Annotated in this window: 17 protein-coding genes; 11 read left to right on the forward strand and 6 right to left on the reverse strand. The window is 46.2% G+C overall.

Going from position 1 to position 14,424, the window contains the following annotated elements:
* Positions 1–96 precede the first annotated feature (96 nt).
* Both BTR1S_RS20135 and BTR1S_RS20140 read right to left on the reverse strand, forming a co-directional pair.
* Positions 97–312 (reverse strand): DUF1128 domain-containing protein, encoded by a 216-nt coding sequence (locus tag BTR1S_RS20135; protein ID WP_006639920.1) that lies wholly within the window; start codon positions 310–312, stop codon positions 97–99.
* Positions 313–403: 91 nt separating this feature from the next.
* Positions 404–1,762 (reverse strand): alanine/glycine:cation symporter family protein, encoded by a 1,359-nt coding sequence (locus BTR1S_RS20140; RefSeq protein ID WP_029419814.1) that lies wholly within the window; start codon positions 1,760–1,762, stop codon positions 404–406.
* Positions 1,763–1,945: 183 nt separating this feature from the next.
* Here BTR1S_RS20140 and BTR1S_RS20145 point away from each other — a divergent pair, with 183 nt between their 5' ends.
* The 3 genes from BTR1S_RS20145 to BTR1S_RS20155 are packed head-to-tail and all read left to right on the forward strand — an operon-like array spanning position 1,946 to position 3,612.
* Positions 1,946–2,416 carry a low molecular weight protein-tyrosine-phosphatase gene (locus tag BTR1S_RS20145; RefSeq protein ID WP_006639918.1) on the forward strand — a complete coding sequence of 157 codons (471 nt, stop codon included), beginning with the start codon at positions 1,946–1,948 and terminating at the stop codon, positions 2,414–2,416.
* A 24-nt stretch (positions 2,417–2,440) separates the two neighbouring features.
* Entirely contained in the window at positions 2,441–2,779 is a 339-nt protein-coding gene (locus tag BTR1S_RS20150) for a hypothetical protein (protein ID WP_006639917.1), read from the forward strand.
* An 8-nt stretch (positions 2,780–2,787) separates the two neighbouring features.
* Positions 2,788–3,612 carry a YihY/virulence factor BrkB family protein gene (locus BTR1S_RS20155; RefSeq protein ID WP_029419815.1) on the forward strand — a complete coding sequence of 275 codons (825 nt, stop codon included), beginning with the start codon at positions 2,788–2,790 and terminating at the stop codon, positions 3,610–3,612.
* A gap of 188 nt (positions 3,613–3,800) precedes the next feature.
* On the opposite strand, the gene BTR1S_RS20160 is transcribed toward BTR1S_RS20155, so the two are convergent.
* Entirely contained in the window at positions 3,801–4,982 is a 1,182-nt protein-coding gene (locus BTR1S_RS20160) for an MFS transporter (protein WP_006639914.1), read from the reverse strand.
* 101 nt (positions 4,983–5,083) lie between these two features.
* Between BTR1S_RS20160 and BTR1S_RS20165 the strand changes: the two genes are divergently transcribed.
* From BTR1S_RS20165 to BTR1S_RS20175, 3 genes are all read left to right on the forward strand, one after another.
* Positions 5,084–5,470, forward strand: coding sequence for an OsmC family protein (locus BTR1S_RS20165; protein WP_006639913.1), 387 nt, complete (start codon positions 5,084–5,086; stop codon positions 5,468–5,470).
* Between the two features lie 92 nt (positions 5,471–5,562).
* Positions 5,563–6,642, forward strand: coding sequence for a calcium/proton exchanger (cax, locus tag BTR1S_RS20170; RefSeq protein ID WP_081605420.1), 1,080 nt, complete (start codon positions 5,563–5,565; stop codon positions 6,640–6,642).
* Between the two features lie 66 nt (positions 6,643–6,708).
* The gene (locus BTR1S_RS20175) at positions 6,709–7,500 is read left to right on the forward strand and encodes a YfkD famly protein (RefSeq protein ID WP_006639911.1); all 792 of its coding nucleotides are present in this window, start codon (positions 6,709–6,711) and stop codon (positions 7,498–7,500) included.
* A gap of 36 nt (positions 7,501–7,536) precedes the next feature.
* On the opposite strand, the gene yfkAB is transcribed toward BTR1S_RS20175, so the two are convergent.
* Complete coding sequence (yfkAB, locus tag BTR1S_RS20180) at positions 7,537–8,658, reverse strand: radical SAM/CxCxxxxC motif protein YfkAB (protein ID WP_029419816.1); 1,122 nt, start codon at positions 8,656–8,658, stop codon at positions 7,537–7,539.
* Between the two features lie 145 nt (positions 8,659–8,803).
* On the opposite strand from yfkAB, the gene BTR1S_RS20185 reads away from it, so the two are divergent.
* The 4 genes from BTR1S_RS20185 to BTR1S_RS20200 all read left to right on the forward strand — a co-directional run bounded on the left by BTR1S_RS20185 (position 8,804) and on the right by BTR1S_RS20200 (position 11,766).
* A complete protein-coding gene (locus tag BTR1S_RS20185; protein WP_006639909.1) occupies positions 8,804–8,989 on the forward strand; it encodes an SE1561 family protein in 186 nt (61 codons plus the stop codon).
* 110 nt (positions 8,990–9,099) lie between these two features.
* A complete protein-coding gene (gene pdaA / locus BTR1S_RS20190; RefSeq protein WP_029419817.1) occupies positions 9,100–9,891 on the forward strand; it encodes a delta-lactam-biosynthetic de-N-acetylase in 792 nt (263 codons plus the stop codon).
* Positions 9,892–10,065: 174 nt separating this feature from the next.
* Positions 10,066–11,169: a glycerol dehydrogenase gene (locus tag BTR1S_RS20195; protein WP_006639907.1), complete on the forward strand. Its 1,104-nt coding sequence runs from the start codon at positions 10,066–10,068 to the stop codon at positions 11,167–11,169.
* 114 nt (positions 11,170–11,283) lie between these two features.
* A complete protein-coding gene (locus BTR1S_RS20200; protein ID WP_006639906.1) occupies positions 11,284–11,766 on the forward strand; it encodes an HXXEE domain-containing protein in 483 nt (160 codons plus the stop codon).
* Between the two features lie 25 nt (positions 11,767–11,791).
* On the opposite strand, the gene BTR1S_RS20205 is transcribed toward BTR1S_RS20200, so the two are convergent.
* Positions 11,792–12,403 (reverse strand): hypothetical protein, encoded by a 612-nt coding sequence (locus tag BTR1S_RS20205; protein ID WP_029419818.1) that lies wholly within the window; start codon positions 12,401–12,403, stop codon positions 11,792–11,794.
* Positions 12,404–12,459: 56 nt separating this feature from the next.
* Complete coding sequence (gene corA, locus BTR1S_RS20210) at positions 12,460–13,419, reverse strand: magnesium/cobalt transporter CorA (protein WP_006639904.1); 960 nt, start codon at positions 13,417–13,419, stop codon at positions 12,460–12,462.
* 136 nt (positions 13,420–13,555) lie between these two features.
* Between corA and BTR1S_RS20215 the strand changes: the two genes are divergently transcribed.
* Entirely contained in the window at positions 13,556–14,419 is an 864-nt protein-coding gene (locus BTR1S_RS20215) for a DNA-3-methyladenine glycosylase family protein (protein ID WP_006639903.1), read from the forward strand.
* Positions 14,420–14,424 lie beyond the last annotated feature (5 nt).

The raw sequence follows: 14,424 nt of genomic DNA on the forward strand, positions 1-14,424 counted from the left end.
GAATGACAAAATTCTAAAACTGAAAACCGTTTTAGGATTTTGTCAACAATCTAAAAGACCGGAATCCATTCCGGTCTTTTTCTCGTCCATACGGTTCTATTTTCGCAGCAAAGCCAACTCCGCGGCGATTGCCTGCATCTCGCTCGGACTGAAAGATTTCTTTTTCATGACCATTTGATGCAGATATTGAAGATCATCAAGCTTTTCGTTGCTGAAGTCCTCTGCTTTGATGATACCGATGTTGAGCATGTTTAACTTTTGTGAGATCTCTTCGATCATTTTGTTCAGCTCGGCTGTTTTTTGATCAGACATCAGGCACTTCCTTTCCCTCGGATTTCGTAGTCTCTATTGTAACAGAAATGCCGGAGAAGAAAAGAACCTTTGTGGCATGCATGCCCCCGCATCAGACGGAAAGGCTGTTTTGCTTCTCTTGTTTTTCCGCTTTGATTTTCGCCAGGATTTGTTTGGATTCATAGATGACGATGCCGGTTAAGCCGAGCAGTCCGATTAAGTTCGGAATCGCCATCAAGCCATTCAGCATATCGGCAAGCGCCCATACGAGATCATCTTTGAAAATCGCCCCGAAAAATACGGCGATGACGAAGATCACCCGGTAGAAAATCGCGTATTTTGCATCTAAGAGGTAGGTAAAGCATTTTTCTCCGTAATAAGACCATCCCAATATCGTTGAATAGGCGAACAAAGCCAAGCCGATAGCGACAATTGATGACCCGGCCGGCCCGAGAAAATGCGCAAAGGTCATCGATGTCAGAGCATCATTTTTTTCTGATGAGTACATGTTTCCCATGACGATCGTGATACCCGTGATCGAGCAGACAACCAGCGTATCAATGAAAACCTGGGTCATAGACACAAGCGCCTGGCGGGCCGGCATATCCGTTTTCGCAGCGGCAGCTGCAATCGGAGCCGAACCGAGGCCTGCTTCGTTTGAAAATACGCCCCTTGCGACCCCCCAGCGAATGACGGTTCCGATCGCGCCCCCTGCCACAGCCTGGCCGGTAAAGGCGTCTGAGAAAATCAAGCCGATGGCGCCGGGGACAAGGTCAAAGTTTCCGATGAGAATGATGAGACCTGAAATGACATAAAATAAGGCCATGATCGGTACGAAGACCGAGGTGACTTTCCCGATGCTTTTAATTCCGCCGAGGATTACCAGCGCCGTGAAGACCGTCGCAATCACACCTGTTACCCAAGTCGGCACGGAAAACGTTGAATTCATGACGCCTGAAACAGAATTGGCCTGAACCATATTGCCTATTCCGAATGCCGCCAGGGCCCCGAATACCGCAAATAATACGCCAAGCCATCTTTGCTTCAGCCCGTGTTCCAAATAATACATCGGACCGCCTGCCATTTCGCCGTTTTTGTCTTTGATGCGGAATCTGACGGCAAGAACGGCTTCGGAATATTTCGTCGCCATACCGAAAAATGCGGCCAGCCACATCCAAAAGACGGCGCCGGGTCCGCCGGCGGCGACGGCCGAAGCGACACCAACGATATTTCCCGTTCCAACGGTAGCGGCCAGCGCAGTCATTAGTGCCTGAAAATGAGAAATATCGCCTTCAGAGGATTTATCCTGATGTTTTGAAAAAGCGAGCTTTAAAGAATAAGGCAAAAGTCTGACCTGCAGAAAAGCCAGTCTGACTGTTAAGTAAATCCCCGTTCCAACGATGAGGATCAAAAGCGGAGGGCCCCATAAAAAACCGTTCATTGTATCTACGACATTTGAAATAAAATTCATAGGTGAAAAATCCCCCTTAATTTTGTGTCTAACTAGAATATTCTGAAAGTTTGTCAGATTTGTCAATAGGGCGGTCAGATTTTCTTCCGAAAGTTGAAAAAAAAAGAAAAATCTTTAGTATAAAATCAAATACGTTTTTTCTTCGGAAAAAGAGGGCAAAGAATAGAGGAGGCCGTGAAAGAAATGATTAAAGTGTTATTCGTATGTCTCGGCAATATCTGCCGATCGCCGATGGCGGAGGCGGTATTTAACGATATGCTCAAAAAAAGCGGACTTGACGACCGGATTGCAGCCGATTCGGCGGGCACCGGAAACTGGCATATCGGCAAACCGCCGCATGAAGGCACACGCGCCTTGCTGGCGGAAAAAAACATCAGCTGTGAAGGGCTGTTCGCCAGACAGGTCACAAAAAACGATTTGGAGGAGTTTGATTACATCGTTGCGATGGATGCGGAAAATGCCGGGAATGTGCGAAGTCTGGCCGGATTCAGCCAAAAGCCCGTGATCAGGAGGCTTCTTGATTATGTTGATGACTGCCAAACGGAAGACGTTCCTGATCCTTATTACACCGGAAATTTTGAAGAAGTGTACGAGCTTGTGGAAGAGGGCTGCCGCCAATTGCTAAACGACATCAGAAGAGAGAACCATTTATAAAAAACAAAAGGGAGAGATCTTGTGATGAAAGGTGAACGTGTTGTCCTTAGAAACATCCTTCTCGGCGCCTCGGTCGGGGCTGCTCTGTCATTGCTGCACAAACCGACCAGGGAAGCGTGCGGTGCAAAATTGTCGGCCTGCAAAAACAAAATCAAGCTTTACCGAAGCAATCCAGGTCTATTGACCGGCTGCGTCAAAGAAAAAATGGAAGAAGCCAAAAAGCTCTCCGCATCTTTGTCAGATGACTTGAATTTTTTAAATCAGCAAATCAAAGAATTGAAAGAAACCACCCCAAAGGTGATTGAATTGATCGAGGAAACGAGGGAGCATTTCTCCAAAAAAACTGACAATCGTTTGGAGTGAATCTAGTGGTGAGCTTTTTAAAAGAGCTGGTATGGCGTTTTCTCCTGCATGAAGGGCCGAGCAAATCGGCCGAATTGGCTTATTTTTTTCTTTTGTCTCTGTTTCCCTTCATGATTTTTTTGCTTACCCTTATCGGCTATCTGCCTGTCAAAACAGGGGATGTCATCGGGCTGATCGAGCAGTACGCTCCCGAAGACACAATGTCGGTGATCGAAGAGACGCTGAAAACCGGAAACAGGGGACTCCTCTCCTTTGGTATCATCGCGGCGCTCTGGTCTGCTTCAAACGGAGTCAACGCGATCGTCAGGGCGTTTAACCATGCATATGAAGTAAAGGAAAACCGCTCTTTTATTATGATTCGTCTGACATCGCTTCTCCTTACGGCAGCGATGGTGTTCACCATTTTAGTCGCCCTGCTTCTTCCGGTATTCGGCAGAGCCATCGGCCATTTTATCGCCAATCTGGACGGCACTCCCGACATGTTTCTCACGGCTTGGTCCGCTTTGCGGTGGGGAATCAGTCCGGTCGTTTTGCTGATCGTATTTACGGCTTTGTATTTTTTCGCGCCGAACAAGCGGCTGTCCTTTCGATTCGTGCTTCCCGGCGCGATTGCGGCAACCGCCGGCTGGATTATTGTCAGCGTCCTGTTCTCCTACTATGTCAGTGAGTTTGCGAACTACAGCGCGACCTACGGAAGCCTCGGCGGCATCATCGTCTTGATGATCTGGTTTTATTTGAGCGGAATGATGATTATTTTAGGGGGCGAAATCAACGCTCTCTTACATAAACGTAAAATCATTCCTGATGAAAATCCGTCAAAACGAGCAACCTAAGAAGGAACGTTTAAAAGTTCAAAAGCGGAGGGATCATCATGACGAAGCATACGAAAAAAGGCGGAAGCCATAATAAGCAAAATTCAAAGCAAAGCTCAAAGAATAAAACGAGCGGAAGCGCCAACGGACAAAACGGATACCATTAAGGGCATAAAAAGGCCGTCTGCATGTATAGCAGACGGCCTTTCTTAAAGCGATTCCGCCTCTGATTGACCGGCGGAGGCTTTCATGTTTTTCGATTTTCCCAACAGCACGCCCAACCAAATCAAAGCCATCACCAGGGTAATCAAATAAAACAGATTCCCGTTTTCAAATGTCTGCATATACCAGCCGCCGGCGATGGGGCCGAAAATGCTTCCAAAGCTGAAGGTAATGCCGCACATCAAGTTTCCGGCCGGAAGCAGAGGCTTTGGAAGCAGATCGGCCATAAAGCTGATTCCGAGGGAAAAAGTGGAACCGACGGCCATGCCCGCCGCAAAAAAACAGGCGGCCACAAGCGGAACAGAATCGGAAAGGCCCGCCGCAAAAAAGCAGCCTGCACCGATAGCCAAAATCACGAGCAGGACGTTTCTTCTGCCGAATTTATCGCTCAAGATCCCGAGCGGATATTGAAAGACAATGCTGCCGATGGCGAAGGCGGGCAAAATGATCGATACCCCTTCAACAGAAATTCCCGATCTGAGCGCATACACCGGGAAGTTCCCATTCAGTGCTGTTTCCAAAAACCCGTAGCCGAATGTCGGCAAAAAGGCGATCCACCCCAGCAAAAAAGCCTGGAAAAATCGCTTGAGACTATTGTCGCCTCTGGTGTCAGAGGTGCTTTTTTCAGGAAAATCATTTTTCAGGAAAAAAATAAACAGCCACGCCATCAAGCTGAACACGCCCGAGACGATAAACGGCAGAGACGGCGAAATTTCTACCAGCGGGGTTAAAAACGGACCTGCCGCAAACCCCAGCCCGAAAGAAAGCCCGTATAAGGAAATATTGCGGCCGCGGTTTTTTTCAGATGAAAGGGTGGTAACCCATGTCTGTGTTGAAAAGTGGAGCATATGGTCACCGATTCCGATCAACAGACGCAAAAAGAACCATACAATATAAGACTGTATCAATGTGAAGCTGAACAAGCTTACGCCCACCATGATTCCGCCGATCACGATCAGCGGTTTAAAGCCAAGCCTTCTAAGCGGGGCTTCCATAAACGGGGAAGCGAGCAAAACGCCGATATAAAGGCCTGTGGCATGAAGCCCGTTCAATGCCGCGGAATGCCCCTCCTGTTCGAAAATAACAGAGATGACCGGCAGCAGCATCCCTTGGGAAAAGCCTGATATACTGACAATCAAAACAAGTATGAAAAAGTGAAATCGTGTCATCGCCCATTCTCCTTATCACATCCTACTTTGATCGTACAACTTTAGGAAGTTTTTAGGCAAGTCGGTTTTTTTGTCGCTACAATGTGAAAGAGGTGAAAACCATGGAAATCAAATCAAACCAATCCGGTTTTTTCGCAGACTTTGACTACGGCCGTCTCGATATTTCAACCGGCGAAAACACGGGATTCAGGCCTTGCCAGCTCATGATCGCTTCGATAGCGGCATGCAGCGGCGCGGTCTTTCGCCGCATTTTGGAGAAAAAGCGGCTGCATCTGGAGGATTTGACCATCAAGGCCAAAGAAGAACGTCTACCGGAAGAAGCGAACCGCATCAAAAGCATTCATTTCCATTTTATTTTAAAAGGGAAAGGCCTAAGACCTGAAACCATCGAAAAGGCGCTTCAAGCGGCAATGAAAAACTGTGCAATGGCAAAATCCGTCGAAAACAGTATCGACATGAAGAAAACATTTGACATCATTCACTCATAAACAGAAAGGTTTAAAAGCATGCGCCAATGCGGAATAGAACAGTATGCCCGTATATAAAGTGAAAGGTTCGTGTAAAAATAATCTACAACAACATGCAAAGAAAAGAGGAATCAAAAATGGGCCGTATTTTCTTTTTGGTAATGGCTGCGGGCGTTCCGCTTTCAATTATCGGAACCCTTTTGCATTGGCCGTCAACGCTTCTGTTCATCATTTACTGTCTAACCATTATCGCGCTTGCCAGCTATATGGGAAGAGCGACGGAGAGCCTGGCGATTATTGCCGGCCCGAGGATCGGCGGGCTATTAAACGCCACATTCGGCAATGCCGTTGAGCTGATCATTTCCATATTCGCATTAAGAGAAGGGCTGGTCGGGATCGTGCTCGCTTCCCTCACCGGCTCTGTTCTCGGCAACCTCCTGCTTGTAGCCGGTCTGTCGTTTTTCATCGGCGGCCTCAAATATAAGCGGCAGGAATTTAATGTTTACGATGCAAGGCATAATTCAGGTCTGTTAATGTTTGCGGTCATCGTCGCTTTTGTGATTCCGGAAGTGTTCACAATCGAAATGGCAGAGCCGGAAAAATTGTCGATGAGCATAGGGATCAGCATCATCATGATTCTGCTATACATGGCCGCGCTTTATTTTAAGCTTGTAAGCCATAGAGGCGTATACCAAACCAACAAAAACACGGCGGAAAACGAGAACGAAGAACCGGAATGGTCAGGAAAGCGCGCCACTCTGATTTTGTTTTTGGCAACGGTTGCCGTCGCCTATATTTCCGAAAACCTCGTTCATACATTTGATTCTGTAGCCAAGCAGTTCGGCTGGTCCGAGCTTTTTATCGGCGTCATCATTGTCGCGATCGTCGGGAATGCTGCAGAACATGCATCAGCGGTTATCATGGCTTATAAAGACAAGATGGATGTCGCGGTGGAAATCGCAATCGGGTCGACCTTGCAGATCGCGATGTTCGTCGCGCCGGTGCTTGTAATCTGTTCCTTGTTTTTTGAAACGGGCATGCCGCTTGTCTTTACATTGCCTGAGCTAGTTGCGATGGGCTCTGCCGTACTTTTGATGATCGTCATTTCCAATGACGGTGACACCAACTGGTTTGAAGGGGCGACATTATTGGCGGCGTATATCATCATGGGAATCGGTTTTTTTCTTCTTTAAAAAAATGTGGATAAAGGCGTCTGTTACGGAAAACACTAAAGAAAAAGGAACAGAAAGAGTGATAGTATGAAAAAGCTTTTGTGTTTTACGCTGATTGCGTTTTTATCCTTTAGTTTTTTCGCTGTACAGGAAGCTGATGCAGCTAAACCGATCAAGATTCCAAGCTCTGTCACCAATATTTCCAAAGAAAACACATATCCAAACGCTTCACAGGATCAGCCGAGATTGCAGCCGAGCGAGTTGGCTGAAGAACTTCTCAAAACATCCGATACGGCAATCGAAAATCCGCACCTTATCAAAATGCTGAACGAAACAAGCATTTCCGGAACGCCGACTGCCATTGGATACAGAGCAACGATTTACTTGGGAAGATGGGCGCTGGGATACACATCAAATGAAACTGTTGCAAACTGGGAATACCGCAAAATCAATACAAACCGCTTTGACAACAGAGGCGGAAAAGCGCCTGCCGAAATCACATATTCACAGGAGCGGACAAGTAAAATCAAAGGCGGTCTAACGGCTAAAGTGCCGAAGTCCGACGATGTGAAAAATATGATGATGCTCAAGGCCATGGAAAAAACAAAGCTGCCGCTTGCATTTGAAACTGTTGTCGGAGCCGGCACAAAACGCGATCAAGTCTACAAAGTCTCACCGAAAAAGCTCGGTTATCTCAATGCTTACGCCCCGGCTGTCAATGAAAAAGGAAAAGTCACCTACGGGGAAGTGTACCTTGTTCTGAGAGGCAACAAGAGAAAGCTTGTCGTCAAAAATATCACTTCTCAGGGAATCGGAGCTTGGATTCCTGTACAGGATCACCTGACGTTCAGCTTTCAGCTGAGCCATCAGCCGAAATAAAAATAAGCAAGCCTTTACGGCTTGCTTATTTTTTCTTTATATTCTCGCCTTCCGGGAAGAAAAATCAACATTTTGGTAGTAGCTGTTTTTCACGAGTACATTCGGACCGAGGCATCTGACATTTGGGCAGTGGCAGTTCAGCTCCTGCGCGAGCTCGGTTTGTCTCCACCTGCTGTAGGCGTCTGCCAGGCTGTCAGTTTGAATGTTGCCGAGCGGCGGGGTATCGCCGAAATCCGTCACAATGATATTGCCGTCAAAAATATTGACATTCAGGCGCGAGCGTCCGTCAGGGTCATTTCTGACGGTGACATTTTTGGCTTCCCACAGCCGTTGCAAGAGAGCGCGGTCCTCGGGATCTGGGCTGCATGCATAAAACGGCAGGGTGCCAAACAGCATCCACGTATCCTCATCGCGAATATCGAGAAGCCGGTGAATCGCTTCCCTCATCTGCTTTAAGCTCAGTGATTCAAGGGCGCTCGCAAAATCGCTCGGATACATCGGGTGCACTTCATGGCGCTGACATTTCATTTCTTCGACAATCTGACGGTGAATATGCTCAATATGAGGGAGCGTCCGTTTATTCAGCATCGTCTCGGCGGACACCATGACTCCTTCCTCAACAAGCATCCGGCTGTTTTCGATCATTTTCTCGAAATAACGGGCGCGCTGTGCAAATGTTGGTTTTTTATCCATCATTGCAAAGCCGATTTCGGCAAAATCCTCGACTGTTCCCCAGTTGTGGGAGATGTGGAGCACATCCAGATAGGGGATGATCATCTCATAGCGGCCGATATCAAGCGTCAGGTTTGAATTGATCTGCGTCCTGACGCCGCGCTCATGCGCATATTTTAACAAAGGAACGACATATTCCTTTACCGATTTTAACGAAAGCATCGGCTCTCCGCCGGTAATGCTTAAAGAGCGGAGCCGGGGAATTTCATCAAGCCGTTTTAAAAGGAGGCTGAGCGGCAGTGCGTTCGGATCCTTCGGCTGAAGCGTATATCCGACGGCGCAATGCTCACAGCGCATATTGCAAAGAGTCGTCGTCGTAAATTCAACGTTCGTCAGCTGTATATCGCCATACTGGTCAACGTCCATATACGCTTCCCAAGGATCAAACTCAGGTGTGATCGGACGGACCTTCATTTTTTGTGTCATGATATATCTAACTCCTTTATCGATAGGACATACTAATCATAGCCCAACTATTCATTTTAGACCTCATCCGGATGCTTCGCAAGTGACGGATCATTGAAAAAAAACGGGTGATGGGCTACCATTAAGGAACAAAAGGAGGAGAAGCATGGGTAACGCAGTAACTGATAAAGAACAGCAAGTCATTTATTTAAAAAACAGATTGGATATGTTTATGTCCGTGATCGACTCTTTAGACCCGGAATCGACGGACATTGAAGATATTGACAGGCTGATCGGCATGCTTGACGATCTGGAAGCCAAATACGAACGATTTAAAAAAGACTGGAAGTAGAACCGCAGCGCTTGTAAGCCGCGGTTTTTTGCTGTTTTCCAAGTGTTGCTTGGTATGAAAGGCTAAGCTCTTTTGCACAATAAGGAAAAATGAAGCTGGGAGCGAAGATCATGAAACGAATCTGTGCCATATGCTGCGGATTTCTTCTGATGCTGGCTTTTGCGGACAATGCGATGGCGATATCCAACAAGTCACTTCATTGGGGATTCGCGAAAAGCAAAAACCATCAGCCCGTTGACGCGGGAAAAGAGCTCAATGAGCTTTTAAAGCAGTATGACGCCATCTATTTGGGCAACACAAAAGAAAAGACGATCTATCTAACCTTTGATAACGGCTATGAAAATGGTTATACCCCGAAGGTGCTCGATGTCTTGAAAAAACAAAACGTTAAGGCGGCCTTTTTTGTGACGGGCCATTTTGTCAAAGACAAACCGGAGCTGATCAAACGGATGGCTGATGAAGGGCATATCATCGGCAACCATTCGTTTCACCATCCGGATCTGACGACGAAAACGAGCCGTGTCATTAAAGAGGAATTGGAATCTGTCGATGAGGAAGTTTTTAAAATCACGGGCAAAAAGAACAACCTGTATTTGCGCCCGCCGCGCGGCGTTTTCAGCGAGCGGGTGTTAGCCGAAACGAAAAAGCTCGGCTATCAAACCGTTTTTTGGTCAGTGGCCTTTGTCGACTGGAAAATCGATGCCCAAAAAGGCTGGAAATATGCTTATAACAACATGTTAAGACAAGCGCATCCAGGCGCCATCTATCTGCTTCATACTGTGTCAAAAGACAATGCAGATGCGCTTGAGAAAGCAATTACCGATTTGAAAAAGGAAGGCTACACATTCAAAAGCCTTGACGATCTCATGTTTGAAAAATATATGATGCTAAAGCCCCTTTAAGCAGAAAAACCTCCGGCATATCCCGGAGGTTTTTATTTTGTCTTAAAAATGATGCTGCAGGCACTTTTATTTTCTCTAGTCAATTCTATAGAATAAAAAACCAATTTATATACATATATTACTAGATTTACAGAAGAAATAGGTTTATTATTTAATTGAAGGAGGAATGGCACCATGTCAAATTCAGTAAAATCAGTTACATCACCAAAAAAATTTATAATAGGGAAACGATTGCTTGAGCATTTGAATGATTACATTCACGATTATGGCGACAAGGCTTACATCATTTGCGACGAGTTCATTATGGAACGGGCTCAAAAAGAAGCCGGGGATTCAATTCAAAAAGCGGGCAATCAAGCCGTTTTTGAAAAATTTAATTATGAATGTACGCAAGAAGAAATCGACCGAAACAGGGAGCTTGCACGCGAAGCAGGCGCGAACATCATCGTTGGAATTGGAGGCGGAAAAACGCTAGATACGGCAAAGGCGACAGCATATTATGAAAAGCTGCCGGTTGTCATTTTCCCGACCATCGCTTCAACAGATGCTCCTTGTACGGCGCTTGCCGTCATCTATAAACATAGCGGAGCATTTGACCGCTATTTATTTTTGCCTACAAACCCTGATGTCGTTCTGGCAGATTCAGATATTTTATCCTCAGCGCCGCCGCGCTTTTTCGCAGCCGGAATCGGAGACGCGCTGGCGACATACTTTGAAGCGAGAGCATGCTATCGGTCAAATGGGGACAACCTTGTGCTGATGAAGCCGTCAACAACAGGCCTGGGACTTGCCCGCCTTTGCTATGACACGCTTTTGGAAAACGGTGTAAAAGCGATGGAGGCCGTCAAACACGGAATTTCAACGCGTGCTGTTGAAGACACCATTGAAGCGACGATCTATTTGAGCGGCGTTGGCGCTGAATCAGGCGGACTTGCCGCAGCTCATGCGATCCACAACGGCATGACGGCCGTACCTGCTCTTCACAGAGCGCAGCACGGCGAAAAAGTAACGTTTGGCCTTTTGGCGCAGCTTGTTCTTGAAAACGTGCCGACAGAAGAACTGGAAACCGTCATCAACTTCATTAAAGGCGTCGGCCTTCCATTAACATTGAAAGATCTTGGCGTCGAGGAATTTGTCGAAGAAGAATGGCGTCAAGTCGCAGAAGCAGCCTGTGCGGAAGGAGACACAATGGGCAACATGCCATTCCCTGTCACACCTGACGACGTTTACAACGCCATCATTGCCGCCAATGCGATTGCCGAATCTTATCACGATTAAGATGGAAAAGCTGTTTCCTGAAAAAAGGGAGCGGCTTTTCTCCATAACTGCAGAACAGGAAATATATCACGGGCATGCTGGACGTTTAAGAAATCTATCGAGGGGAGCATACTGATGGAAGTGCTCGTTATCTTATTTTTATTTTCTATCACATTACACAATCTGGAAGAAGTGTTATGGCTGCCGGCATGGTTAAAACAAGCCGGAAAATTTCAGAAGCCGGCTGGGAAAAATGAATTTTATTTTGCGGTGGTCTGCATCACCTCTTTGGCTTATCTTACGGCTTTCTTCTACTTATTTTTTCCAGATGCCATCCTGGCTAAATATATTTTAATAGGCTTCCTCGGTGCAATGGTTCTGAACGCGATCTTTCCCCATCTGCTTGCCAGCATCATATTAAAAACATATGCACCAGGGGTTTTAACTGGCGTTTTATTAAATATTCCGATCAATAGTTTCATTCTGTATCGTTTTTTTCAGGAACGATCGATTACCATAAAAGAGCTGCTTTTATCAACGCTTATTGTGAGTGCCATATTGTTAAGTTTGATCCCCTTATTGTTTAAAATAGGAAAAACGGCTGCTAAACGGTTTTAAATCTAAAGCACTTCGAAAAAGATGCTTAATTTAAAACCTCAATTTGAAACTCAGGTTCATCAAAGGACCCTGACATTGAAACATCATCATGTCCCTGAGCCTTGAATGTGATCTCATATGTTTGTTGTGAATGGGGAGGTGCTTTCAGCGTCTTCGCTTTATATTCAAATTCATCGATCATTCCGGGTGAAAGCGAGACAAGCTCTGTGTTTGTTCCGTAATTGTTCACCTTGACCGTGCAGTCCATATTTCCTTCTTCTTCATCTCCATCATAGCTGCATGAACTTTCTCTTGCGATGTACTCTATCGCCTCAGCTCCTGATGCATTCCATTTCAATAAAAACATCGACTGCTCTGTGACAAGCGGAAAAAGCGCCGCAAATCCCATCATAAACAGAAAGAGCTTAAAACGGATCCAAGCTATCTTTCTGTAATAGAGCCAAGCCATCACAAATCCGGCCATAATGAAAAGAAGCCCGATCAGCGCGATGACATGGAGTCCGGAAGAAGTCCTTGCGTCTCCTCCGAAAGCTTGAACAACCGCTTCTCCTGCCGGGATTTGCATGTGTGTATTGACAGAGAGCAATAAGCCGAAAACCATCAGGCCGATTCCGGCCGATCCGTTGTGAAACTTCATGTTTTCCCTCCTTATCTATAGAAATAGTCGAGGGAGAACATAAAAGGTTTCCTGTTTTACTTAAAAATGTCAAACCATCCTTTGTGGCGAAACCAGATGACCATACCGGCGACAACGGCGGCCATGACTCCGAGAACGTAAAAATACCCGTAGCGCCAATGAAGTTCAGGCATGTTATCAAAGTTCATGCCGTATACCCCGGCAATAAATGTCAGCGGAATGAAAATCGTTGATACAATCGTCAGCGTCATCATGATGGCGTTCATCCGATTGGAGTTCAGCGTCTGGTAGCTGTCCCTTAAATCAGCGGTCATGTCGCGGTTGTTTTCGACAATTTCGGTCAGTTTGAGAAGATGGTCATAAATGTCGCTGTAATAGGCTTTTCGTTCGCGGTTTTCTTTTAAATGTTCAATATTTAAGATCCGGTACAGCAAATCACGCATCGGAATGATCGTCCTTCTCAGTTTCAGAAGATCGCCCCTGATATCAAATACTTCATTCATCAATGTTCCATACGTTTTTCTGTTGTCGCTTTCGGCGATTTCATTCAGCCGGTCTTCTATTTGATACAGGATTGGAAAGTATTCGTCGACAAGCTGATCCATGACCATATAAGCGATATGGTTCGGTCCTTTTTTCCACAGATCCTTGTTTTCTAAAAACTGTTTTCTTACCTTTGCAATGCCCGGTGACTGATGCAGGTGAAATGTCACAATGAAATCTTTTCCGACGAATAAATCGACTTCTTCAGAGGCAAGAGTTTTTTGATTTAAAGCATGGATCACGAAAAAAAGGTATTGTTCATATTGGTCAAGCTTGGGACGCTGCAAATGATGGAAGCAGTCCTCAATCGACAGCGGGTGAAAGTGAAAATGGCTTTTTAGTAATAAAGCTTCTTCCTCCGGGGGCTGATTAAAATCGGTCCAATACCACTCAATATCTTGATCTTTGAGCCTTTCAGAAGAAATGTCTGATAATAATCGTCCATCTTTTGTAATCGCGATATGTTTCAACATTGGCAACCCTCCACCTTCATCATAGCATGCTGCCGGGCCGCTGGAATCATTCAGTGTAAAAATAAAATTCGCTCATTTTATAAGTGAAAAGCAAACATGGTATACTGTGGACAAAGACGAAAAGGGATGGGGAGCCATGTGGAAGGAAATCGTAAGCATATCACCGCCGTATCATTTTGATCGCGTTTTGGAGAGGCTTTCGCTTGATCCGCTCAATGCAGTCAGCCTTGAAAAACGGGAAGTCAGGCTGCCGCTTCGCAATCAAGCGAAAAAGCCGGGCATTGTTACGGTGCGGGCAATCGGAACGGCGGACGCTCCGGAATTTCTGGTCAGCGGTACAGATGATCAATCAGCAATGATGGATGAAGTGAAACGGATTTTTCAGTGGAAAGAAAGCCTTCAGCCTGTTTTGGATCATTTCTCAAAAACGAATCTGTCGCAGCTTTTTGAAGAGCATGCGGGTACGCCGCTGGTGCTTGATTTTCATTTGTATCATTGCCTGATGAAATGCATCATCCACCAGCAGCTGAACCTGTCGTTCGCCTACACGCTGACAGAGCGCTTCGTACATGCATTTGGCGAGCAAAAAGACGGCGTCTGGTTTTATCCGCTTCCGGAAACGATTGCCGGGCTCGATTACGCCGATCTGCGCGCGCTTCAGTTCAGCATGAGAAAGTCCGAATATGTGATCGATACGTCAAGAATGATCGCAGAAGGCGGACTAAAGCTTGATGAGCTTGGATCGCTCACTGATGAAGACATCATGGAAAAGCTGGTGAAAATCAGAGGCATCGGCCCTTGGACCGTACAAAACGTCCTGCTCTTCGGGCTCGGCCGCCCCAACCTTTTTCCAATGGCCGATATCGGCATCCAAAATGCCATCAAACGCCATTTTGGCTTAAAAGATAAACCGACAAAAGAAGAAATGCTTGAAATGAGCAGGGAATGGCAGCCTTATTTAAGCTATGCTTCCTTGTATTTATGGCGGAGCATTGAATAGAAATG

It is taken from the genome of Bacillus sonorensis NBRC 101234 = KCTC 13918 (assembly GCF_001592005.1).
GTDB lineage: Bacteria > Bacillota > Bacilli > Bacillales > Bacillaceae > Bacillus > Bacillus sonorensis.

Bases quoted from the DNA above. Each gene is read 5' to 3' on its own strand.
- pdaA (WP_029419817.1), top strand. From the start codon at position 9,100: ATGAAACGAATCTGTGCCATATGCTGCGGATTTCTTCTGATGCTGGCT.
- BTR1S_RS20195 (WP_006639907.1), top strand. From the start codon at position 10,066: ATGTCAAATTCAGTAAAATCAGTTACATCACCAAAAAAATTTATAATA.
- BTR1S_RS20175 (WP_006639911.1), top strand. From the start codon at position 6,709: ATGAAAAAGCTTTTGTGTTTTACGCTGATTGCGTTTTTATCCTTTAGT.
- BTR1S_RS20145 (WP_006639918.1), top strand. From the start codon at position 1,946: ATGATTAAAGTGTTATTCGTATGTCTCGGCAATATCTGCCGATCGCCG.
- yfkAB (WP_029419816.1), bottom strand. From the start codon at position 8,658: ATGACACAAAAAATGAAGGTCCGTCCGATCACACCTGAGTTTGATCCT.
- cax (WP_081605420.1), top strand. From the start codon at position 5,563: ATGCAAAGAAAAGAGGAATCAAAAATGGGCCGTATTTTCTTTTTGGTA.
- BTR1S_RS20185 (WP_006639909.1), top strand. From the start codon at position 8,804: ATGGGTAACGCAGTAACTGATAAAGAACAGCAAGTCATTTATTTAAAA.
- BTR1S_RS20205 (WP_029419818.1), bottom strand. From the start codon at position 12,403: ATGAAGTTTCACAACGGATCGGCCGGAATCGGCCTGATGGTTTTCGGC.
- corA (WP_006639904.1), bottom strand. From the start codon at position 13,419: ATGTTGAAACATATCGCGATTACAAAAGATGGACGATTATTATCAGAC.
- BTR1S_RS20135 (WP_006639920.1), bottom strand. From the start codon at position 312: ATGTCTGATCAAAAAACAGCCGAGCTGAACAAAATGATCGAAGAGATC.
- BTR1S_RS20160 (WP_006639914.1), bottom strand. From the start codon at position 4,982: ATGACACGATTTCACTTTTTCATACTTGTTTTGATTGTCAGTATATCA.
- BTR1S_RS20150 (WP_006639917.1), top strand. From the start codon at position 2,441: ATGAAAGGTGAACGTGTTGTCCTTAGAAACATCCTTCTCGGCGCCTCG.
- BTR1S_RS20140 (WP_029419814.1), bottom strand. From the start codon at position 1,762: ATGAATTTTATTTCAAATGTCGTAGATACAATGAACGGTTTTTTATGG.
- BTR1S_RS20200 (WP_006639906.1), top strand. From the start codon at position 11,284: ATGGAAGTGCTCGTTATCTTATTTTTATTTTCTATCACATTACACAAT.
- BTR1S_RS20165 (WP_006639913.1), top strand. From the start codon at position 5,084: ATGGAAATCAAATCAAACCAATCCGGTTTTTTCGCAGACTTTGACTAC.
- BTR1S_RS20215 (WP_006639903.1), top strand. From the start codon at position 13,556: ATGTGGAAGGAAATCGTAAGCATATCACCGCCGTATCATTTTGATCGC.